The organism is Streptomyces sp. NPDC059906 (assembly GCF_042730645.1).
In the GTDB taxonomy this organism is placed as follows: Bacteria; Actinomycetota; Actinomycetes; order Streptomycetales; family Streptomycetaceae; genus Streptomyces; species Streptomyces rubrogriseus.
On record NZ_JBHWKU010000044.1, the window covers coordinates 1 to 21,878 of the forward strand.

18 protein-coding genes are annotated in these 21,878 nt (G+C 71.9%); 10 read left to right on the forward strand and 8 right to left on the reverse strand.

From position 1 onward, the window contains the following. Positions 1-174 precede the first annotated feature (174 nt). Entirely contained in the window at positions 175-405 is a 231-nt protein-coding gene (locus ACFV9J_RS37090; RefSeq protein WP_030184453.1) for a hypothetical protein, read from the reverse strand. A gap of 440 nt (positions 406-845) precedes the next feature. On the opposite strand from ACFV9J_RS37090, the gene ACFV9J_RS37095 reads away from it, so the two are divergent. The 6 genes from ACFV9J_RS37095 to ACFV9J_RS37120 all read left to right on the forward strand — a co-directional run bounded on the left by ACFV9J_RS37095 (position 846) and on the right by ACFV9J_RS37120 (position 7,781). Continuing rightward, positions 846-2,969: a type IIA DNA topoisomerase subunit B gene (locus ACFV9J_RS37095; RefSeq protein ID WP_385362103.1), complete on the forward strand. Its 2,124-nt coding sequence runs from the start codon at positions 846-848 to the stop codon at positions 2,967-2,969. A 219-nt stretch (positions 2,970-3,188) separates the two neighbouring features. Continuing rightward, on the forward strand, positions 3,189-3,713 hold the full coding sequence (locus ACFV9J_RS37100; protein ID WP_385362105.1) for a DUF1453 domain-containing protein: 525 nt from the start codon (positions 3,189-3,191) through the stop codon (positions 3,711-3,713). After that, a complete protein-coding gene (locus ACFV9J_RS37105) occupies positions 3,710-4,864 on the forward strand; it encodes a sensor histidine kinase (protein ID WP_385362107.1) in 1,155 nt (384 codons plus the stop codon). The genes ACFV9J_RS37100 and ACFV9J_RS37105 overlap by 4 nt, the downstream gene beginning before the upstream one ends. Beyond that, positions 4,861-5,544 (forward strand): response regulator, encoded by a 684-nt coding sequence (locus tag ACFV9J_RS37110; RefSeq protein WP_385362109.1) that lies wholly within the window; start codon positions 4,861-4,863, stop codon positions 5,542-5,544. Before ACFV9J_RS37105 ends, ACFV9J_RS37110 begins: the two co-directional genes overlap by 4 nt. Positions 5,545-5,613: 69 nt before the next feature. Further along, positions 5,614-6,192 carry a DUF485 domain-containing protein gene (locus tag ACFV9J_RS37115; RefSeq protein WP_385362110.1) on the forward strand — a complete coding sequence of 193 codons (579 nt, stop codon included), beginning with the start codon at positions 5,614-5,616 and terminating at the stop codon, positions 6,190-6,192. After that, positions 6,189-7,781, forward strand: coding sequence for a cation acetate symporter (locus ACFV9J_RS37120; RefSeq protein ID WP_385362112.1), 1,593 nt, complete (start codon positions 6,189-6,191; stop codon positions 7,779-7,781). Before ACFV9J_RS37115 ends, ACFV9J_RS37120 begins: the two co-directional genes overlap by 4 nt. A gap of 37 nt (positions 7,782-7,818) precedes the next feature. Here the strand turns inward: ACFV9J_RS37120 and ACFV9J_RS37125 are convergent, their stop codons facing one another. From ACFV9J_RS37125 to ACFV9J_RS37140, 4 genes are all read right to left on the reverse strand, one after another. Then, positions 7,819-8,499 carry a response regulator gene (locus tag ACFV9J_RS37125; RefSeq protein ID WP_385362114.1) on the reverse strand — a complete coding sequence of 227 codons (681 nt, stop codon included), beginning with the start codon at positions 8,497-8,499 and terminating at the stop codon, positions 7,819-7,821. Continuing rightward, positions 8,496-10,166, reverse strand: a complete 1,671-nt coding sequence (locus ACFV9J_RS37130) for an ATP-binding protein (protein WP_385362116.1) — start codon at positions 10,164-10,166, stop codon at positions 8,496-8,498. Before ACFV9J_RS37130 ends, ACFV9J_RS37125 begins: the two co-directional genes overlap by 4 nt. A gap of 86 nt (positions 10,167-10,252) precedes the next feature. Continuing rightward, positions 10,253-11,197 (reverse strand): sucrase ferredoxin, encoded by a 945-nt coding sequence (locus ACFV9J_RS37135; RefSeq protein WP_385362118.1) that lies wholly within the window; start codon positions 11,195-11,197, stop codon positions 10,253-10,255. A 54-nt stretch (positions 11,198-11,251) separates the two neighbouring features. Next, positions 11,252-12,517, reverse strand: coding sequence for a citrate synthase (locus ACFV9J_RS37140; protein WP_385362119.1), 1,266 nt, complete (start codon positions 12,515-12,517; stop codon positions 11,252-11,254). A gap of 124 nt (positions 12,518-12,641) precedes the next feature. Between ACFV9J_RS37140 and ACFV9J_RS37145 the strand changes: the two genes are divergently transcribed. Beyond that, positions 12,642-13,814 (forward strand): citrate synthase/methylcitrate synthase, encoded by a 1,173-nt coding sequence (locus ACFV9J_RS37145; RefSeq protein ID WP_385362121.1) that lies wholly within the window; start codon positions 12,642-12,644, stop codon positions 13,812-13,814. A 142-nt stretch (positions 13,815-13,956) separates the two neighbouring features. Here the strand turns inward: ACFV9J_RS37145 and ACFV9J_RS37150 are convergent, their stop codons facing one another. Beyond that, on the reverse strand, positions 13,957-14,193 hold the full coding sequence (locus tag ACFV9J_RS37150; protein ID WP_003973188.1) for a hypothetical protein: 237 nt from the start codon (positions 14,191-14,193) through the stop codon (positions 13,957-13,959). 149 nt (positions 14,194-14,342) lie between these two features. Then, positions 14,343-14,894, reverse strand: coding sequence for a DUF6082 family protein (locus ACFV9J_RS37155; protein WP_385362123.1), 552 nt, complete (start codon positions 14,892-14,894; stop codon positions 14,343-14,345). Positions 14,895-15,180: 286 nt separating this feature from the next. On the opposite strand from ACFV9J_RS37155, the gene ACFV9J_RS37160 reads away from it, so the two are divergent. Continuing rightward, positions 15,181-16,269, forward strand: a complete 1,089-nt coding sequence (locus tag ACFV9J_RS37160; RefSeq protein ID WP_385362125.1) for a CobW family GTP-binding protein — start codon at positions 15,181-15,183, stop codon at positions 16,267-16,269. Here ACFV9J_RS37160 and ACFV9J_RS37165 read toward each other — a convergent pair. Next, entirely contained in the window at positions 16,266-18,722 is a 2,457-nt protein-coding gene (locus ACFV9J_RS37165; RefSeq protein ID WP_385362127.1) for a DNA topoisomerase (ATP-hydrolyzing) subunit A, read from the reverse strand. The two genes, ACFV9J_RS37160 and ACFV9J_RS37165, sit on opposite strands and share 4 nt — an antisense overlap. A gap of 335 nt (positions 18,723-19,057) precedes the next feature. Between ACFV9J_RS37165 and ACFV9J_RS37170 the strand changes: the two genes are divergently transcribed. Together ACFV9J_RS37170 and ACFV9J_RS37175 are read left to right on the forward strand one after the other, a co-directional pair. After that, positions 19,058-20,419 carry a M16 family metallopeptidase gene (locus ACFV9J_RS37170; protein WP_385362129.1) on the forward strand — a complete coding sequence of 454 codons (1,362 nt, stop codon included), beginning with the start codon at positions 19,058-19,060 and terminating at the stop codon, positions 20,417-20,419. Further along, a complete protein-coding gene (locus ACFV9J_RS37175) occupies positions 20,416-21,804 on the forward strand; it encodes a M16 family metallopeptidase (RefSeq protein WP_385362131.1) in 1,389 nt (462 codons plus the stop codon). Before ACFV9J_RS37170 ends, ACFV9J_RS37175 begins: the two co-directional genes overlap by 4 nt. The last annotated feature ends 74 nt before the right edge of the window (positions 21,805-21,878 follow it).

Sequence of the window (21,878 nt, forward strand, 5' to 3'; positions counted from 1 at the left end):
CCTGTTTTGGGGGGGGGGGGGGGGGGGCGGGGGGGGGGGGGGGGGCGGGGGGGGGGGGGGGGGCGGGGCCCGGGGGGGGGGGGGGCCCCGGGGGGGGCGCCCCCCCCCTCCCCGGGGGCCCCCCCGCCCGTTCACCGGCCTGTGCCGATTCGGCTCGTCGTCGGGCGCGTTGAGTCAGCGCTCTTCCTCGGCGGAAGATGCCGGAACGGTCGTCAGCCGCTCCGTCTCGTCCTGTATCTCAGCGGCGATCTTCTTGAGTTCCGGCTCGAACTTGCGACCGTGGTGGGCGCAGAAGAGCAGTTCTCCGCCGCTCAGCAGGACGACGCGCAGGTATGCCTGGGCGCCGCAGCGGTCGCAACGATCGGCGGCCGTCAGCGGGCTTGCGGAAGTCAGAACAGTAGTCACGTCGCCTCTTCTCTAGCTCGACGAGCTGTCGTACCAGGGTCAACATCCAACCAGCCCCAAAACGTTCCCGCTCGTGGCTTTTCCTCGAAAAATCTTTCCGAGGGGCCGGCTGTTGCCGATTGGCGGCGAATGTGCCGTATTGCGTGTCTTTGTGTCGTACGGGTTCGCGCAGTCGGTCAGTGTCGGTCCCGCCGGCTGGGTTGCCGGTTTGTTCATGAGGACGTGCCCGGAGCCTAAATGGTTCATGCGTCGAAGGGAACGTGATGTGTACTTCACCCCATCGAGGGATCGAACAGGCATGCGACCCTGGACTAGGGTGAGTGCGTGACGAGGGTGGCGTTACAACGGCTCTACCAGGCCTCGGTACCCTCTGACCGGTGAACAGAGCCGCGCCCTTACCCAGCGGGGCCCCATCTGAAATTCAGCGAGGAGCGAACCGCGTGACCGCCGAGACATCCGTGCCGTCCACTGCGCTGCTGGCGGGAGCAGACCGGGACGGATCCAACTACACCGCGCGGCACCTGCTCGTCCTCGAGGGGCTCGAGGCCGTGCGCAAGCGTCCGGGCATGTACATCGGATCGACCGACAGCCGTGGCCTGATGCACTGCCTGTGGGAGATCATCGACAACTCCGTCGACGAGGCCCTGGGTGGTTACTGCGACCACATCGAAGTGATCCTCCACGCCGACGCCTCGGTCGAGGTCCGGGACAACGGCCGGGGCATCCCGGTCGACGTCGAGCCCAAGACCGGCCTGTCCGGCGTCGAGGTCGTCATGACCAAGCTGCACGCCGGCGGCAAGTTCGGCGGCGGCGCCTACGCCGCCTCCGGCGGCCTGCACGGTGTCGGCGCCTCCGTGGTGAACGCCCTGTCCGCCCGCCTGGACATCGAGGTCGACCTCGGCGGGCACACCCACGCCATCAGTTTCCGGCGCGGGGTCCCGGGGACGTTCGCGAAGGCCGGACCGGACGCGAAGTTCGAGGCCGGGAGCGGCCTGCGCAAGGTGAAGAAGGTCCCCAAGAGCCGCAGGGGCACGCGCGTGCGGTACTGGGCGGACCGCCAGATCTTCCTCAAGGACGCGAAGCTCTCCCTGGACACCCTGCACCAGCGGGCCCGCCAGACCGCGTTCCTGGTGCCCGGACTGACCATCGTCGTCCGCGACGAGTTCGGTCTCGGCGACGGCGGCAGCAAGGGCGAGGAGTCGTTCCGCTTCGACGGGGGCATCAGCGAGTTCTGCGAGTTCCTGGCCGCCGACCGGCCTGTCTGCGACGTCCTGCGCTTCAGTGGGCAGGGCAGCTTCAAGGAGACGGTCCCGGTCCTGGACGAGGACGGTCAGATGACGCCCAGCGAGGTCACCCGCGACCTCGGTGTCGACGTCGCACTGCGCTGGGGCACCGGTTACGACACCACGGTCAGGTCGTTCGTCAACATCATCGCCACGCCCAAGGGCGGCACCCACGTCGCCGGCTTCGAGCAGGCCGTGGCCAAGACGATGAACGAGGTGCTGCGCACCAAGAAGATGCTGCGCGTCGCCGAGGACGACATCGTCAAGGACGACGCCCTGGAAGGGCTGACGGCGGTCGTCACCGTCCGCCTCGCCGAGCCGCAGTTCGAGGGCCAGACCAAGGAGGTCCTCGGCACCTCGGCGGCCCGCCGGATCGTGAACAGCGTGATCAGCAGGGAACTGAAGGCGTTCCTCACCTCGACCAAGCGTGACGCGGCCCAGCAGGCCCGGGTGGTCATGGAGAAGGCCGTCGCCGCGGCCCGCACCCGTATCGCGGCGCGCCAGCACAAGGACGCCCAGCGCCGCAAGACGGCCCTGGAAACGTCGTCGCTGCCCGCGAAGCTCGCCGACTGCCGCAGCGACGACGTCGACCGCAGCGAGCTGTTCATCGTCGAGGGCGACTCCGCGCTGGGCACCGCCAAGCTCGCCCGCAACTCCGAGTTCCAGGCGCTGCTGCCGATCCGGGGCAAGATCCTCAACGTCCAGAAGTCGTCCGTGACGGACATGCTGAAGAACGCCGAGTGCGGGGCGATCATCCAGGTCATAGGAGCCGGGTCGGGCCGTACCTTCGACATCGACGCGGCCCGCTACGGCAAGATCATCATGATGACCGACGCCGACGTGGACGGCTCCCACATCCGCACCCTGCTGCTGACCCTCTTCCACCGCTACATGCGGCCCATGGTCGAGGCCGGCCGGGTGTTCGCCGCGGTGCCGCCGCTGCACCGCATCGAGCTGGTCCAGCCGAAGAAGGGCCAGGACAAGTACGTCTACACGTACTCGGACCGCGAGCTGCGCGACAAGCTCATGGAGTTCCAGAGCAAGAACATCCGGTACAAGGACTCCATCCAGCGCTACAAGGGCCTCGGCGAGATGGACGCCGACCAGCTGGCGGAGACCACCATGGACCCGCGCCGCCGGACCCTGCGCCGGATCAACCTGACCGACCTGGACTCCGCCGAGCAGGTCTTCGACCTGCTGATGGGTAACGACGTCGCACCCCGCAAGGAGTTCATCTCCAGCTCGGCGGCGACGCTGGACCGGTCGCGCATCGACGCGTGAGACAGCTCAGCCGTCGGACCGGGCCCGGGAGCGTGAACCGGGCCCGGTCCGACGTGTGCGGTCCGTCGTCCTCTCCACCTCTGGGTGGAGTGCCGTGCCAGGCAGAGCTCCACCCATGATCCACCCGGGCTCCGATCCCGTGACCTCGTACGTTCCGTAACGTCGAAGGCGTCGGCGGGACTCCGCCGGCATCACCCTTCTTCCGCTCACGGAGGCACGATGTCCGGGCTCTTCGACGCGTTGGTCATCACGGCGGTGGCCGGCCTGGTGATCACCCGGCAGTTCCGCGCGAGCCGGATCGACACCGGCCGACGCCGGTGGGTGCTGCCCGTGGTGCTGGGCATCGTCGCGCTGCGCGAACCGGGCATGATCGACGCCCACCACCAGACGGCCGCCCTGCTGCTGTTCGCCGCCGAGGTGATCGTCGGTCTGCTCACCGGGGCCGGGTGGGCCTGGACCACCCGGACATGGGCCGAGGCCGACGGCGCGGTGTGGAGCAGGGGCACCAGGGCGAGCGTCGCCGTGTGGGCCGTCGGAATCGCGCTGCGCGCCGGCCTCTACGGGATCGGTGCGCTCCTGGGAGTGCGACAGGACGGCTCCGCCCTGCTGTTCGCCCTGGCGGTGACCCTGCTGGTCCGGTCCGGCGTCCTGGCCTGGCGCGTTCAGGGCCCACGCCCCGCCGGAGCGCCCGGTCCCGCGTACCGTGACGCCGTGCCCCGGCCCACCTGGAAGGAGCCCGCGTGACGGAGAACATCTGGACGAGGTGGCCTTCCAGGGAGGCGCTCCTGCCCGAGAGCGTCTCCCGGCCCCGCCGCCTGCTCACCGGGGCGGTGCGCCTGGTGGTGTTCGGGACGCTGCTGTGGGGTGCGTTCACCAGCAGCCGTCTGCACGGGTGGGGTTCGGCCGCGGCGGCCGTCGGCCTCGTGGCCGCCGTGTGCGTGGCATGGGCCTTCTTCCGGACCACGCTCGCGCACCGGTTGTGGCCGTCCCTGGCACTCGTCGTCGTCCTGCTCGCGATCGCGGTGGCCGCCCGGTCCGTCGGCTTCGGTGTCCCCGCACTGGTCATCTGGTGCGGCTGCGCCGTCGTGGCCCTGGAACGGCTGCCCATCGCCGCCGCGCTGCCCGTGGTCTCGATCGCGCTGGCCTGCTACGCCGCGGCCGGCGACGACGCGTGGCTGACCACGGTGGCGACGGCGGGCGGACTGGTGCTCGCCGGATACGTCCTGCGGCTCGACGCCGAGGCACGGGGGAGCGCGCAGCGGTTGCTGACCCAGGAGCGGGCCGCCCGGGCGGCCGAGGCGGAGACCGCGGCACTCGCGGAGCGGGCCCGTATCGCCCGGGAGATTCACGACGTGCTGGCGCACAGCCTCTCGGCGCAGATGGTGCACCTGGAGGCGGCCCGACTGCTCATCGAGCGGGACGCGGACCGGCAGCAGATCCTGGACCGGGTGGTGGCGGCGCGGGGGATGGCCCGCGACGGACTCGCCGAGACCCGGCAGGCGCTGTCCGCGCTGCGCGGCGACCTGACGCCGCTGGAGGACTTCCTGGCCCAGCTCGTCGAGACGGCGGACGGCACGGCAGAGGTCACCATTACGGGCGAACGCAGACCGCTGCCGGCCGAGGCGTCACAGGCCGTGCGCAGGGTGGCCCAGGAGGCGTTGACGAACGCCCGCAGGCACGCCCCCGGCGCCGGCGTGCGGGTACGGCTGGACTACGCCGCCCACGAAGTGGTGCTGGACGTGCGGGATTCGGGAGGCCCGCACGGCGAAGACACCGGCACCGGAGGTGGGTACGGTCTGCTGGGCATGCGGGAGCGTGCCGAGCTGCTGGGCGGTTCGCTGCGGGCAGGGCCGGGCGAGGAGGGGTTCGTGGTGACGTTGAAGGTGCCCGTATGAGTGAGGAGCCCGGAAAGAGGCCCGCGCGGGTGGTGGTCGTGGACGACCAGACCGTGGTGCGCGAGGGGATCGTGATGCTGCTCGGACTCCTGCCCGGCCTGGATGTGGTGGGCGCCGCCGGTGACGGCGACGAGGCGGTCCGGCTGGTCGCCGAACTCGCTCCGGACGTGGTGCTCATGGACCTGCGCATGCCCAGGTGCGACGGGGTCGAGGCCACCCGCCGGATCCGGGCCGAGCACCCCGGGACGCAGGTCGTCGTACTCACGACGTACGCGGACGACGAGTCGCTGTTCCCGGCGTTGCACGCGGGTGCGCGTGGTTATCTCACCAAGGACGCGGGCGGAGACGAGATCGTCCGGGCGGTGCACAGCGTCCTGTCCGGAGACGCGGGACTGGCGCCGGGCATCCAACGACGTCTGCTGGAGCGACTGTCCGAGTCCGGGCCGCGGCCGACCGGACCGCCCGAGCCCCCGGACGGGCTCACCACCCGGGAGACCGAGGTGCTGGTTCTCATCGCCGATGGGCTCAGCAACCACCAGATCGCGAGCAGACTGCGGGTCTCCACGGCCACGGTGAAGACCCACATCAACAACCTGTTCGCCAAGACGGGCCTCAAGGACCGTGCACAGGCGGTGCGTTACGCCTATCGGAAGGGCCTGGTACGGCCACCAGGGAGATGAATCACCTGATGGGGTGAAGCGCGTGGGGAAGAAGAGTCGGGGATCTTCCCGTTCTGTCCATCCTTGGGCATGCAGTCAAGCAACGATCCGCCCCGCGGCGCCGGGGGCGGTCCGGAATGCGCGGCCGACCACCGCGCCGTGCCGGGCAGGGCCGACGTCGAGACGGGCCAGGGGGCGCGGTACGACGATCCGCGGTACGACGACCCGTGGTACGACGCCCTCGCCTCCGGCTGGGGCGAGTCGGCCGGTCCCGCGGCCCCCGAGCCGACGGTGCCACCGATGCGTCGGAACGCCCCGGCGAAGCCGCCCCGGGCCGCGGCCGACGTGTACCTGGAGGTCCAGCGCAGCGCGGCCTTCCAGGAGGTCCGCAGCCGGTACCGGAGGTTCGTGGTCCCGGCGGTCGCCGGCTTCTTCCTCTGGTACGTCGCCTACGTGGTGGCCGCCACGTCGGCGCCCGCCCTGATGGCCCGGCCGGTGGCCGGTGCGGTGAACGTGGCGATGGTCGCGGGACTCGGGCAGTTCCTGACCACGTTCCTGCTCACCTGGGCCTATGCCCGCCACGCCCGGCTGCGCAGGGACCGGGCCGCGCTCGAACTGCGCTGGGACACCCAGGAGCTGACGCGCGGGGTGCGGGGCGATGCGTCATGACGGGCGATCACCAGACGCTGGCCCTGCTGCTGTTCAGCACGTTCGTCGCCGTCACACTCGGGATCACCACCTGGGTGGGCCGCCACCGGCGGGGATCCGCCGAGGAGTTCTACGTCGGAGGGCGCCTCTTCTCGCCGATGGAGAATGGTTTTGCCATCTCCGGCGACTACATGTCGGCCGCGTCCTTCCTCGGTATCTCGGGGCTCATCGCGCTCAACGGCTACGACGGCATGCTCTACTCGGTGGGATTCCTGGTGGCCTGGCTCGTGGTCCTGTTCCTCGTCGCCGAACTGGTCCGCAACTGCGGACGGTTCACCCTCGCCGACGTCGTGGCCGCCCGGATGAGGGAGCGGCCGGTGCGCATCGCGGCGGGGACCTCCTCGGTCACCGTCTCCGTCCTGTACCTGGTGGCACAGATGGTGGGCGCGGGCAGCCTGGTCGCGCTGCTGCTGGGCGGGACGGGCGAGGCGGCGCGGACGTGGACCGTCATCGGCGTCGGTGCCCTCATGGTGATCTACGTGTCGCTGGGCGGGATGCGCGCCACCACCTGGATCCAGATCGTGAAGGCGGTCCTGCTGCTCGGCGGCACCGTGGCGCTGACCACGCTCGTCCTGGTGCGCTTCCACGGCGACGTCGACCGGCTGCTGCGCACGGCGGCCGAGCGCAGTGGCCACGGTGAGGCGTTCCTCGCGCCGGGCCTGGCCTACGGCGGGGACTGGGTCTCGCGCTTCGACTTCATCAGCCTGGGACTCGCCCTGGTCCTGGGTACCGCCGGGCTGCCGCACATCCTGTCCCGCTTCTACACCGTGCCCACCGCGCGGGCGGCGAGGCGGTCCGTGGTCTGGTCGATCGGTCTCATCGGCGGCTTCTACCTGATGACGATCGTGCTGGGATTCGGTGCCGCCGCCCTGGTCGGGCCGCACGCCGTGCGTGCGTCCAACGCCGCCGGGAACACGGCGGTGCCGCTGCTCGCCCTCGATCTGGGCGGCGGCGCGCAGTCCACCGGCGGGACGGTCCTGTTCGCCGTCGTCGCCGCCGTCGCGTTCGCCACCATCCTCGCGGTGGTGGCCGGCATCACCCTGGCGTCCTCGGCGTCCGTGGCCCACGACCTGTACGCGTCCCTGCGGCGTCGCCGCTCCAAGCCGCGCAGCGAGGTCGCCGTGGCGCGGGTCGCCGCCGTCGGCATCGGCGCCGTCGCGATCGGGCTCGGTCTGCTCGCCCGCGACCTCAACGTCGCCTTCCTGGTGGGCCTCGCCTTCGCCGTGGCCGCCTCCGCCAACCTGCCGGTGCTGCTCTACTCGCTGTTCTGGCGCGGCTTCACCACGCGCGGCGCGGTCTGGGCGGTCTACGGCGGTCTGGTGCCGTCCGTGGTGCTCGTGCTGCTGTCCCCGGTGGTCTCCGGCAGTCCGCAGTCGCTCTTCCCGGACCTGGACTTCCAGTACTTCCCGCTGCAGAACCCGGGCCTCGTCTCCATCCCCCTCGGCTTCGTCGCCGGCTGGCTGGGCACGGTGACCTCTCCGGAGGTCCCGGACGAGGCCAGGCACGCCGAGACCGAGGTGCGGTCGCTGACCGGGGCGGGGGCCGTGTAGGGACGGCGACGGCGGCTCCCGGTGGCCGGCGGTCGTCTCAGACGCGGGTCGCCCACGCGTAACGGTGCTCGGGGCGGCCCGCCTCGCCGTACTTGAGGGTCAGGACGGCCCGTCCGGTGCGTTCCAGGAGCTTCAGATAACGCTGCGCGGTCTGGCGGCTCACGCCGGTCCTCTCGGCGATCTCCTGGGCGGAGAGGGGTCCGTCGGCTTTCATCAGGCACTGGCGTACCAGTTCGGCGGTGGTGGGGGAGTGGCCCTTGGGCAGCCCGGGTTCGGAGGGTGCCGACAGGGCGCCGAAGATCCGGTCGACCTCGGCCTGTTCGGCCTCACCGCCCCCGTCGAGGGTGCGGCGCAGTTCGGCGTACGCCTCCAGTTTGGCGCGCAGACCGGCGAAGGCGAACGGTTTCACCAGGTACTGGAGCGCCCCCTGGCGCATCGCCGCCTGCACGGTCGACACGTCCCGGGCGGCCGTCACCATGATCACGTCGGTCTGGCGTCCGCGTCGCCGCATCTCCTGGACGACCTCCAGACCGGTCCGGTCGGGCAGGTAGTGGTCGAGCAGGATCAGGTCCAGGCGGGGCAGCCGCTCCACCGCGCCCAGCGCCTCCAGCGCACTGTGCGCCTCACCGGCGACGTGGAAGCCCGGCACCTTCTCGACGTACGCGGCGTTGACGCGCGCGACGCGCGTGTCGTCGTCCACGACCAGGACCTCGATCATCGGGACTCCTCCTCGGCAGCGGTGGTCGCAGGGGCGGTGAGGGCGGGTTCCGGGGCCGCCTCGGTCAGCGCCTCCGGGAGGACGACGACGAACTCCGCGCCCCCGCCGTACGCCTCGCCGACGGTCGCGCTGCCGCCCTGCCGCTCGGCCAGGCGGCGCACCAGCGGCAGTCCGATGCCACGCTCGCGGTGGGCGGGCGGCTCCTTGGTGGACCAGCCCGCGGCGAACACCAGCTCACGGTGGTCCGCCGCGATCCCGGGCCCCGTGTCGCGCACCGTGAGCGTCGCGGCGCGTCCCTCGGCCCGCAGTTCGACCTCCACGCACGCGTGCGCTGTCCCCGCGGCGGCGTCGAGCGCGTTGTCGACCAGGTTGCCGACGATCGTGACGAGCCCCCGCGGATCGACCAGGCGGTCCGGCAGCCGCGTCCGGTCCGAGACCCACAGGGCGACTCCGCGCTCGGCCGTCACGGTGGCCTTGCCGACCAGCAGGGCGGCGAGCAGGGGGTCGTGGATCCGCTCGGTGATCTGCTCCGCGGTGACCCGATGGTCGCCGACGACCTCACCGACGAACTCCACGGCGTCGTCGTACATCTCCAGTTCGAGCAGGCCAAGCAGGGTGTGCATGCGGTTGGCGTGCTCGTGGTCCTGGGCGCGCAGCGCGTCGATCAGGCCGCGCGTGGAGTCCAGCTCCCGGCCGAGCTGCTCCAGCTCGGTACGGTCGCGCAGCGTGGCCACGGCCCCGCCGTCGTCGGTGGGCATCCGGTTGGCGACCAGGACCCGCTGGCCGCGCACGGTCAGCAGGTCGGTGCCGGTCACCCGGCCGGCCAGCACGTCGGCCGTGCGTCCCGCACCGAGCGCCTCGTCGGGGGAGCGGCCGACGGCCTCGGCGCCGATGCCGAGCAGGCGCTGCGCCTCGTCGTTGAGCAGGCGCACCCGGCCGCCCCGGTCGAGGGCGACGACGCCCTCCCGGATGCCGTGCAGCATGGCCTCCCGCTCCGCCAGCAGCCCCGCGATGTCGGAGAAGGCCAGGTCCCGGGTCTGCCGCTGCACCCGGCGCGAGATGATCCAGGAGGCCAGGGCGCCGACGGCCAGCGCGCCCCCGGCGTACGCGAACAGGCCGGGAATGGCGTGGATCAGCCGCGCCCGGACGCTGTCGTAGGCGATGCCCACCGAGACCGCCCCGACGATCTCGCCGTCGCCGTCGCGCAGGGGCACCTTCCCGCGGGCGGAGCGGCCCAGGGTGCCGTCGTCGATCTCCATGACCTCGCGCCCGGCCAGGGCCTGCCCCGGGTCGGTCGAGACGACCTCGCCGATGCGCTCCGGGTCCGTGTGCGACCAGCGCACGCCCTGCCGGTCCATCACGACCACGTACTCGGCCTTGGTGGCCTCCCGGACCCGCTCCGCCTCCCGCTGCACCGGGCCGTTCGCCGTCGGCCGGGTGGTCCGCAGGTCCCGCACGACCTGCGGCTGCTGCGCGGTGGTCTGCGCGATCGCCAGCGCCCGGCGCATCGCCTGGTCGTCCAGCTGGTCGCCGAGCGGCGCCAGGAACAGCCCGGTCGCGAGTACCGCGACGCCCGCGGCGATCGCCAGCTGCATCAACAGCACCTGTGAGAACACCCGCCGCGGCAGGCCCAGGCGCAGTCGGCGGACGGGGGGAGTGGAGCTCATGGCCATGACGGTACGTGGGGCCGGTGGCATGCCGTAGCGGGGTGTGGCACGTATCTCCCGTGCGGGGCGTGCATCGCCCGGGGAAGTCAGCTCGCCAGCGCCGCCGTCACCGGCAGGGCGCGCACCGCCGTGACCTCCATCCGCGCCGGCGAGCCCAGCACCGACGCCCCGCAGCTCTCCGGTCGCGGCGGCACGGACGCCCCTTGTACGACGGTGACCCGCCAGTGCCGGCCGTCGCGGTGCGCCAGGGTCACCTCCCAGCGCGGTGCGGCACCGTCCGTCCGTACGACGGTCAGTGCCTGGGCCGTGTCCTCGCCGAGGGCCGAGCGCAGGGCCAGCTCGGCCGCCTGGCCGGGGCGGTCCCACGCGGAGTTCCCGCGGCAGCCCTCGACGACGATCCGGTCCTCCCGCGCGCCGTGCAGGATCTCCTTGACGGTGTGGGCCTGGACCCGGCCGTAGACGTATCCGTGGGGCAGCACGAGCACGGTCGGCGAGAAGCGGTGCCCGCCCAGGTGGGTGACTTCCCAGACGCCGTGGGCTCCGGAGGCGGCGAGTTCGGCCGCCAGGGGCCTGCCGAGGAGGGCGCAGCACCGGTCGCGCCTGCCGTTGGTGCAGACGAGGGCGAGCGGATCGCCGACATGGGGGCGGCCGTCCAGCACCGAGTCGAAGGCGCGGTGGTCGCCCCGGCCGAGCGCCGCGAAATCGAGGCCAAGCAGCCGACGGGGGTCCTTGACCGTGGTGCCGTGCAGCCACACGTTTCCCGGCACGGTGTGGGCCGCGTACACCCTGCGTGCGGCGCTCGTGCCCCGGTCCGCGTGGCGCCCGGGACGCCGCACGAGCGCGACGCGTACACCCGTCCCCTTGGCCGCTGCTTCGAGGGCGCGCCCCAGCGCGGGGTCCAGGTGGCTCGAAGTGAGCGCCTTGGCGCCCCACGGGCCCGGCTGTTCGAGCAGCAACCAGGTCCTCGCGACGGGTGCGGTGCCCGAAACGGGCTCGTCGAGGTCCCGGGCGACGGTTGAGCACGTACTCACAGAGGTGAGCCTAACCTGACTTGGCCCGCGGCGACTTCCAGCCGCGCCTGAGCGCTACTCCGGCAGTGGTCGCGGGGGCCTCGGACCCGAGTACAGCCCACTCGGCCGCATCCGCAGCGGGCGCTCCCCGTACTCCTCCAGGGCATGCGCGATCCAGCCCGCCGTCCGGGCCACGGCGAAGATCGTCTCGGCCGCGGTGGAGGCCATGCCGGAGGACGCGGTGAGCACGGCGAGCGCCAGGTCGACATTGGCGTGCAGCGGGGTGTGGCGGGCGGCGGTGGCCTGGACGTCCCGGGCCGCCGCGAGCGCGGGCGCCGCCCGGGGGATGTCCTCCAGGAGTGCGAACAGGGCACGCGCGCGTGGGTCCTCGCCGGGGTAGAGCCGGTGGCCGAGCCCCGGGATGCGCCGGCCGGCCCGCAACTCCTCCGCGACCACCGGCGCCGCGCTGCCCAGATCGAGGACCTCCAGCAGCATCCGGTGCGCGAGTCCCCCGGCGGCGCCGTGCAGCGGTCCCTCGATCACGCCGAGCCCGGCGGAGACGGCGGCGTAGGCGTGTGCCCGTGCCGACGCGGCGACGCGCACGGCGAGCGTGGAGGCCGCCAGATCGTGGTCGACGAGGAGTCCGAGCGCCGTGTCCAGCGCCCGCAGCGTCGGCTCGTCGGCCTCCCGCCCGCTGAGCCGGGTCCACAGGCGGTGGGCGATCGGGTCCCGGTCGGGTCCGTCGCGCAGTACGGGGGGAAGCGCGGCGACGAGGGTGGGGATGAGGACGCGCGCCGTGCCCAGCACCGCCTCCTCCGACAGGTCGAAGCGGAGCGGGTCCGTGACCGCCGCGGCGATCGCCGCGACACGGAGCCGGTCCGCGGGTCCGGCGTGTTCGGGCAGGGCGTCGACGGCCCGGCGGGCGACGGCGACGGAGGACTCGGGGGCCGAGAACGCGGTGCCGGGGCGCAGCTCCCCGGTCCAGAGCCACTCGGCCACCTCCTCGTAGGTGTGGCGCGCGGCGAGTTCGACCGCGTCGACGCCCCGGTAGGAGAACCGGTCGTTCTCGATGAGCGTGAGGCGGGTGCGCACGGTCAGCTCCTGTCCGGCGGCCGAGGCCGGGTTGGTGCCGCCGTCGCGCCGGTTGCGCCGGGCGAGGGCCCGCACCTCGTCGGCGTCGAAGGTGCTGCCCCGGGAGCCGGGTGCGCGTCGGCTGCCGAGCTGGCCGCGGCTGACGTACGCGTACACGGTCTCGGGCTTCACCCCGAGCAGTTCGGCCGCCTCCCTGGTGGTCAGGCGCCGCTCGCTGTCTGCGGGGTGGTCGGGCTCGTGATCGCGCATGAGGTCACCGTATCGATCGGAGGCGGTCCGTGTTGAGTCGCTGCAATACTACGCATTGATCCAATCAATATTGACAGAATCGCAGTCAAGTATGGACAGTTAAGTCAAGTTCAAGGAGGTAATCATGTCCGTCAACAAAACCGCAGCCGCGGCAACACCCGTCGAGGTGCCGCGCGGGCTCGCCGGTGTCGTGGTGGCCGACACCGAGGTCGGCGACGTGCGAGGACTCGAGGGGTTCTACCACTACCGCCAGTACTCGGCCGTCGAACTCGCTCGGAGCCGCGGCTTCGAGGACGTCTGGCATCTCCTGGTCCACGGGGAACTCCCCGACGCGCGTACCGGGGCCGCCTTCGCCGCCGAGACCGCGGCGCTGCGGCGGCTCCCCGAGGCGGTGCGCGCCGCCCTGCCCGCCATCGCCGGGGCCGGTGGACGCTCAGGTCCGCTCGCCGGCATGCGCACCGGCCTGTCCCTGCTGGGCGCGGCCCTGGGCTTCGGTCCGGTGTACGACCTGTCGGTCGACCAGCGCCGGCAGGACACCCTGGTGGCCGCCGCGGCCGTACCGACGCTGCTGACCGCGCTGCACCGGCTGGGACGGGGACTTGAGCCGGTGGAGCCGCGCGAGGACCTCTCGTACGCCGCGAACTACCTGTACATGTTGACTGGCCAGGAGCCGGACGAGGCTCGCACACGGGCGATCGAGCAGTACCTGATCTCCACCATTGACCACGGGTTCAACGCGTCGACCTTCACCGCGCGGGTCATCGCGTCGACGGGTGCGGATGTCGCGGCCTGCCTGGCCGGCGCGGTGTCGGCGTTGTCCGGCCCGCTGCACGGCGGCGCGCCCAGCCGGGCGCTGGACACCCTGGACGCGATCGGCACGCCCGACCGCATCGACGCGTGGATCCGCGAGCGGGTGCTCGCCGGTGACCGCATCATGGGCTTCGGTCACGCGGTCTATCGCACGGAGGACCCGCGCTCACGGATGCTGCGTGAGGTGGCGCAGAGCTTCGGCGGACCGCGCGTGGAGTTCGCCGTCGAGGTGGAACGGCAGGTCGAGGCGATCCTCGCGGAGCTGAAGCCGGGACGCGAACTGCACACCAACGTCGAGTTCTACGCGGGCGTGGTCATGGAACTGTGCGGCCTGCCCCGCGAGATGTTCACTCCCACCTTCGCGGCGGCACGGGTGGTGGGCTGGAGCGCGAACATTCTGGAGCAGGCGTCCGACTCCAAGATCATCCGTCCGGCGGCGCGGTATGTGGGGCCGGGGGCGCCCGTCGGGGTCCCGGCGGTGGCCTGAGAAACACGAGCGGCCTGGTGCCGTTCGGGCGCCAGGCCTGGTCGGGGGAGTGTCGAGCAAGGACGGGGTGCCGGGTTGCTCGCCGGTGGTGGGGGTCCGTGCGCCGTCGGCGGCGGGGGTACAGCCGAAGGCGCGGGTGACGTCAGGCGTCGGGGATGTCCGCCTTGGCCCGGATGAGGGTCTCCCGGCTGATGACCACGATGCGTTCGTAGTCGGCCCTGGCGGCGTCGGCGGGCAGCTCACGCTCCAGCGCCTCGGTTGCCTCGGTGCCGATGACGGCGAAGTTGCCGTCGCTCAGTTCGAACAGGTCGGGGCAGGTGGATCCCGTGGTACTGCCACGAGCGCTGGGAGGCACACCGATGCGGCGCACGATCTTCAAGGTACCGGTCCTTATGGGCAAGGTTGCTGGCAGATTGATGAGTCCCCACGCTACTGGGTGCTGAGTGGCCCGTGTGACCGACGGGGCCTCAGAAGTCCCCTGTTGCTCCTTGAGGTTGACGGGATGGCCCCGTTCGGAGCAGACCGCCCTCAGTCGTGGGGAGGCGTCCCGACCACCCACCATTCGTCCGTGTCGCTGTCCTCGAAGTCCTTGGCCAGAGCGTCGACCACCAGCCCCAGCCGGGCTTCGTCGGAGTCCTGGTCCAAGGCGGCGCGCATGTTGCTCGTCGCCTCCCAGTACTCGCGGAAGACCGGGCTCTGGAAGAACTCCCTGAGGCGCCCGTGCAGCCCTTCCTGGTCCAGGAGACCCGCACGGTGCACGTGGTAGAGGTTGACGTACCAGGCGTTCGCATAGAAGAACTGGCGCCGTCGCTCGGCCGGGATGCTCTTGTCATAGGTGTCGATGACTTCGGCGAGCGACGGATCGTCGATGGCCCTGGTGAGCAACTCCCAGTGCATGCGCTGCTGATGTGCCAGCGACTGGCGCCGGATGGCCAGCTCCTCCAGCTCCAGCAGCCGTTCGTGCATACGTGCTGCCTCGCGCCGCCGCCGGCGCGCGGCCAGCGATATCCCGGCCGTGGCCAGCAACATCCCGGCCGCGGCGGAGCCGAACCTCCCCGTGACCTTCTTCTGTGTGACCATGTCAACCCCCGAATCAGGCGACCGCCCGCCGGTCGTCGAGTGTGGGTCGGCTGACGGGGACCGGCGAGCGATGGATGGTGCTGCCGCCTCCAGGGTGCCGAGCGGCGCTGATCGACGGGGAGGCGGAGAGGAGGCGCACGGAGGGAAGCGAGGGTCGCACGGTCCGGCGCCTTGGAAAACGTCTGCCCCGCGCACGCTGCTAACAATCGTTCACTTCGTGCCGACTGCCGCGGCTCGTATCCTGAGCAGGCAATTCCGCACGCACGGGTGAGAAAGAGGTCGCACGGTGGGGCAGCGCTCGACTCCGCAGCAGATCCCGGTCGTCGTGCTCGCCGGATTCCTCGGCTCCGGGAAGACCACCCTGCTCAACCACCTCCTCCACCGCAGCGGAGGCAGCCGGATCGGCGCCGTCGTCAACGACTTCGGATCGATCGAGATCGACGCGATGGCCGTCGCGGGCGCCCTCGGCGACTCCACCGTGTCCCTGGGCAACGGATGCCTGTGCTGTGCCGTAGACGCGAGTGAACTGGACGGGTACCTGGCGCGGCTCGCCCGGCCCGGGGCCGGCATCGACGTCATCGTCATCGAGGCCAGCGGCCTCGCCGAACCGCAGGAACTGGTGCGCATGCTGCTTGCCAGCGAGCAACCGGGGATCGTCTACGGCGGGCTCGTCGAGGTCGTCGACGCCGCCGAGTTCGACGGCACCCGCGCCGAGCACCCCGAGATCGACCGGCACCTGGCCCTCGCCGACCTGGTCGTGGTCAACAAGACCGACCGGGCCCCCGACGCCGAGCGTGTGCTCGGCCTGGTGCACTCGCTCGTGGACGGCGCCGCCGTCGTCCCGGCGACCTACGGCCGTATCGACCCCGAGTTCCTCTACGACTGCCGGCCCAGCGAGGAGCGGGTGGGGCAGCTGTCCTTCGACGACCTGCACGACCACTCCGAGGGCGGCGCACACCCCGATCACCTGCACGCCGCCTACGACACCCTGTCGTTCGTCTCCGGCCTCCCGCTCGACCCGCGCCGGCTCATGCGCTTCCTCGACAGCCGTCCCGAGGGCCTGTACCGGATCAAGGGGTACGTCGACTTCGGCCCGTACGACACGCGGAACCGGTACGCCGTCCACGCCGTCGGACGCTTCCTGCGTTTCTACCCGGAGCCCTGGACGCCGGTCGGTGCCGCCGGTGCGGTCGGCACCCCCGAGGCCGGCCGTACCCAGCTCGTCCTCATCGGCTCCGGGATCGACGCGGCGGCCCTGGGTGAGGAACTCGACGCGTGCCGCCGGGACGCCGACGCCCCACCCGCCGACGAACACGGCATGTGGGGCGTCCTGCGTTACGTGGCCGACGGCGAGGAGCCGCCGGACATGCCCTAGACCGGGCCCGCCACCACCGACACCGTCCTGGGCAGTGACACGCCCGAGCCGTCGCGGCGCGGGTCGGGGTCCGGGAGCTGGGCCGGCGTGCCGTTCTTCTGCGCGGCGAGGGCCGGGACGGCGCCCGCCCAGGCGAAGGCCAGGCAGTCCTCGCCCTTCAGGAACCGCTGGCAGCGCACACCGCCCGTGGCGCGACCCTTGCGCGGGTACTGGTCGAACGGCGTCAGCTTGGCCGTGGTCTGCACGGAGTCGTCCAGCGTGCCGCGCGATCCGGCCACCGTGAAGACCACCGCGTCCACCGCCGGATCCACCGCCGTGAAGGAGATGACCTTGGCGCCGTCGGTGAGCTTGACGCCCGCCACACCACCCGCCGGACGGCCCTGCGGCCGGACCTGCGAGGCCTGGTAGCGCAGGAGCTGCGCGTCGTCCGTGATGAAGACCAGGTCCTCGTCACCGGTGCGCAACTCGACCCCGCCGACGATGCGGTCGCCGTCCCTGAGGGTGATGACCTCCAACTCGTCCTTGTTGGACGGGTAGTCGGGCACCACCCGCTTGACGACGCCCTGCTCCGTGCCGAGCGCCAGCCCCGGCGAGGACTCGTCCAGCGTGGTCAGGCAGACGACGTCCTCGTCGTCCTCCAGGGACACGAACTCGGCCAGCGGCGCGCCGCCCGCGAGGTTCGGCGTCGGCATGGCCTCCGGGAGCTGGGGCAGATCCACCACGTTCACCCGCAGCAGCCGCCCGCCGGACGTCACCACGCCCACCTCGCCGCGCGCCGTGGCCGGCACCGCCGAGACGATCAGGTCGTGCTTGACGCGCTTGGCCCCGGCCTCCGTGACGAGAGGCTCGTCGTTCGCGGTGCGGGCCAGCAGGCCCGTCGACGACAGCAGCACCCGGCACGGGTCGTCCGCCACCTGGAGCGGCACGGCGGCGACCGGGGCGCCGCCCGACTCCAGCAGCGTCGTACGCCGGTCGGTGCCGAACTTCTTCGCCACCGCCGCCAGTTCGGCCGAGACCAGCTTGCGCAGCTCCGCGTCCGAGTCGAGGATGCGGGTCAGCTCCTCGATCTCCGCGTTCAGCCGGTCCTTCTCGGACTCCAGCTCGATGCGGTCGAACTTGGTGAGCCGGCGCAGCGGCGTGTCCAGGATGTACTGCGTCTGGACGTCGCTCAGCGAGAAGCGCTCGATCAGGCGCTGCTTGGCCTGCGCGGAGTTCTCGCTGGAGCGGATGAGGCGGATGACCTCGTCGATGTCGAGCAGGGCGGTGAGCAGGCCCTCCACCAGGTGCAGCCGGTCGCGCTTCTTGCTGCGGCGGAACTCGCTGCGGCGTCTGACGACCGTGAAGCGGTGGTCGAGATAGACCTCCAGCAGCTCCTTGAGGCCCAGGGTGAGGGGCTGGCCGTCGACCAGGGCGACGTTGTTGATGCCGAAGGACTCCTCCATGGCCGTCAGCTTGTAGAGCTGCTCCAGGACCGCCTCCGGCACGAAGCCGTTCTTGATCTCGATGACCAGGCGCAGTCCGTGGGCGCGGTCGGTGAGGTCCTTGACGTCCGCGATGCCCTGGATCTTCTTCGCGCCGACCAGGTCCTTGATCTTCGAGATGACCTTCTCCGGGCCGACCGCGAAGGGCAGCTCGGTGACGACGAGACCCTTGCGGCGCGCCGTCACCGTCTCCACGGACACCGTCGCCCGGATCTTGAAGGTGCCGCGGCCCGTCTCGTACGCGTCCCGGATGCCGGGCAGGCCGACGATGCGGCCGCCGGTGGGCAGGTCGGGGCCCGGCACGTGCTTCATCAGCGCGTCCAGGTCGGCGTTCGGGTTCCGGATCAGGTGCCGGGCCGCCGCGATCACCTCGCGCAGATTGTGCGGCGGCATGTTCGTGGCCATGCCGACCGCGATGCCCGAGGCGCCGTTGACCAGCAGGTTCGGGAAGGCGGCGGGCAGGGCCACCGGCTCCTGCTCCTGGCCGTCGTAGTTCGGGGCGAAGTCGACGGTGTCCTCGTCGATGGACTCCGTCATCAGGCCGGCGGCCTCGGCCATCCGGCACTCGGTGTACCGCATGGCGGCCGGCGGGTCGTCGTTGCCCAGCGAGCCGAAGTTGCCGTGGCCGTCCACCAGGGGCACGCGCATCGAGAACGACTGGGCCATGCGGACCAGGGCGTCGTAGATCGACGCGTCGCCGTGCGGATGCAGCTTGCCCATGACCTCGCCGACGACGCGGGCGCACTTCACGTAGCTGCGCTCGGGCCGCAGGCCCATCTCGTTCATCTGGTAGACGATGCGCCGGTGCACCGGCTTGAGGCCGTCGCGGGCGTCCGGCAGCGCACGGGAGTAGATGACCGAGTACGCGTACTCGAGGAAGGAGCCCTGCATCTCGTCGACGACGTCGATGTCGAGGATCTTCTCCTCGTACGAGTCGTCGGGCGGCGGGGTCTTCGTACTACGGCGGGCCATCGCTGCCGGCTCCTTGCTGAAGCGTGAACGGTGATCTGACGCCGTCCATTGTGGACTGCGGCACTGACAGCGACCGACCAGGACCCGTCACGGGCTGCCGGCCCGGCGCTGCCCGCAGGGTACGCCCTCGTCCCGGGGTGCCGTCCGCGCAGCCGTCTCCGGCGGCCCGTCAACCGCGTTCTCGCTCTCGGCGTACGAGGCCCGGGAACTCCACCGGCCGCCCGCACGCTTGCATACAGTGGCAGGACCGGCGGAATTCCGCAGTTCCGCCCATGGATTCCACCCGGTGGTTCACCCAGTGACTCCACCAGGATCTCGCGATCGAAGGGACGTACATGCCCATGGGTCACACGGCCACAGCCCAGGCAGGCTCCGGCGGCCTGACAGCGACCGAGCACCGCCTGGCCAACGGCCTGCGCGTGGTGCTCTCCGAGGACCACCTGACCCCGGTCGCGGCGGTGTGCCTCTGGTACGACGTCGGCTCGCGCCACGAGGTCAAGGGGCGCACCGGCCTGGCTCACCTTTTCGAGCACCTCATGTTCCAGGGCTCCGCCCAGGTCAAGGGCAACGGCCACTTCGAGCTGGTGCAGGGCGCCGGCGGCTCGCTCAACGGCACCACCAGCTTCGAGCGGACCAACTACTTCGAGACCATGCCCGCCCACCAGCTGGAGCTCTCCCTCTGGCTGGAGGCCGACCGCATGGGCTCCCTGCTCGCCGCCCTGGACGAGGAGTCGATGGAGAACCAGCGGGACGTCGTCAAGAACGAACGCCGCCAGCGCTACGACAACGTCCCCTACGGCACCGCCTTCGAGAAGCTGACCGCCCTCGCCTACCCGGAGGGCCACCCCTACCACCACACGCCGATCGGCTCGATGGCCGACCTGGACGCGGCCACGCTGGAGGACGCGCGCGCGTTCTTCCGCACCTACTACGCGCCGAACAACGCGGTGCTGTCGGTCGTCGGCGACATCGACTCCGAGCAGACGCTCGCCTGGGTCGAGAAGTACTTCGGCTCCATCGCCTCGCACGACGGAAAGCAGCCGCCCCGGGACGGTTCGCTGCCCGACGTCATGGGCGGGCAGCTGCGCGAGATCGTCGAGGAGGAGGTCCCGGCCCGCGCCCTGATGGCTGCCTACCGCCTGCCGGAGGACGGCACGCGCGCGTGCGACGCGGCCGACCTGGCCCTGACCGTCCTGGGCGGCGGTGAGTCGTCCCGCCTGTACAACCGGCTCGTCCGCCGCGACCGCACGGCCGTCGCCGCCGGGTTCGGCCTGCTGCGGCTCGCCGGTGCGCCCTCCCTGGGCTGGCTGGACGTGAAGACGTCCGGCGACGTGGAGGTGCCGGTCATCGAGACCGCCATCGACGAGGAGCTGGCCCGGTTCGCCGAGGAGGGCCCCACGGCCGAGGAGATGGAGCGCGCCCAGGCCCAGCTCGAGCGCGAGTGGCTGGACCGCCTGGGCACGGTCGCCGGCCGCGCCGACGAACTGTGCCGGTACGCCGTCCTGTTCGGCGACCCGCAGCTCGCCCTCACCGCCGTGCAGCGGGTCCTTGAGGTGACCGCGGAGGAGGTCCAGGAGGTCGCCAAGGCCCGCCTGCGCCCCGACAACCGCGCGGTGCTCGTCTACGAGCCCACCGCCCCCGCCGACGAGACCGACGCCACCGACGCCACCGACGAGAACGAGGAGGCGGCCAAGTGACCGAGCTCGCCACCATGGAATTCCACGCCCAGCCGCAGGCCGGCGAGCCCAAGCCCTGGGCGTTCCCCGCCCCCGAGCGCGGCAGCCTCGGCAACGGCCTGACCGTGCTGCGCTGCCACCGGCCCGGCCAGCAGGTCGTCGCCGTCGAGGTGCTCCTCGACGCCCCCCTGGACGCCGAGCCGGCCGGCCTCGACGGTGTCGCCACCATCATGGCGCGCGCCTTCTCCGAGGGCACCGACAAGCACTCCGCCGAGGACTTCGCCGCGGAGCTGGAGCGCTGCGGCGCCACCCTGGACGCGCACGCCGACCACCCCGGCGTCCGGCTGAGCCTGGAGGTGCCCGCCTCGCGCCTCGGCAAGGCACTCGGCCTGCTCGCCGACGCCCTCAGGGCGCCCGCCTTCGCGGACGGCGAGGTCGAACGACTGGTGCGCAACCGGCTCGACGAGATCCCGCACGAGCTGGCCAACCCCTCCCGGCGTGCCGCCAAGGAACTCTCCAAGGAGCTGTTCCCGGCCGACGCGCGCATGTCGCGCCCGCGCCAGGGCACCGAGGAAACGGTCGAGGCCATCGACTCGGCGGCCGTACGCGCCTTCTACGAGCGGCACGTCCGCCCCGCCACGGCCACCGCGGTGGTCGTCGGCGACCTCACCGGCGTCGACCTGGACGCGCTGCTCGGCGACACCCTGGGCGCGTGGACCGGCTCGGCCGCCGAGCCGCGCCCCGTTCCCCCGGTGACCGCCGACGACCGGGGCCGGGTCGTCATCGTGGACCGTCCCGGCGCCGTCCAGACGCAGCTGCTGATCGGCCGTACCGGCGCCGACCGGCACGACCGCGTGTGGCCCGCGCAGGTGCTCGGCACCTACTGCCTGGGCGGCACCCTCACCTCGCGCCTGGACCGCGTCCTGCGCGAGGAGAAGGGCTACACCTACGGTGTGCGGGCGTTCGGCCAGGTCCTGCGCTCCGCCCCGGACGGCACGGGCGCCGCGATGCTCGCCATCAGCGGATCCGTCGACACGCCCAACACCGGTCCCGCCCTGGAGGACCTGTGGACGGTGCTGCGCAAGCTGGCCGCGGAGGGGCTCACCGACGCCGAGCGCGACGTGGCCGTGCAGAACCTGGTGGGCGTGGCGCCGCTGAAGTACGAGACGGCGGCGGCCGTGGCGAGCACGCTGGCCGACCAGGTCGAGCAGCACCTGCCCGACGACTTCCAGGCCACGCTCTACCGCCAACTGGCCGCCACGGGCACCGTGGAGGCCACCGCGGCGGTCGTGAACGCCTTCCCGGTGGACCGTCTCGTGACGGTCCTCGTCGGCGACGCGGCCCAGATCAAGGAGCCCGTCGAGGCCCTCGGTATCGGCGAAGTCACCGTGGTGGCGGCCGAGTAGCGGCACGCGTGCGCGGCGGCCCTGGTGACCGGTGTGTCACCAGGGCCGCCGTTTGTCCGGATTGGGGGAGTGGT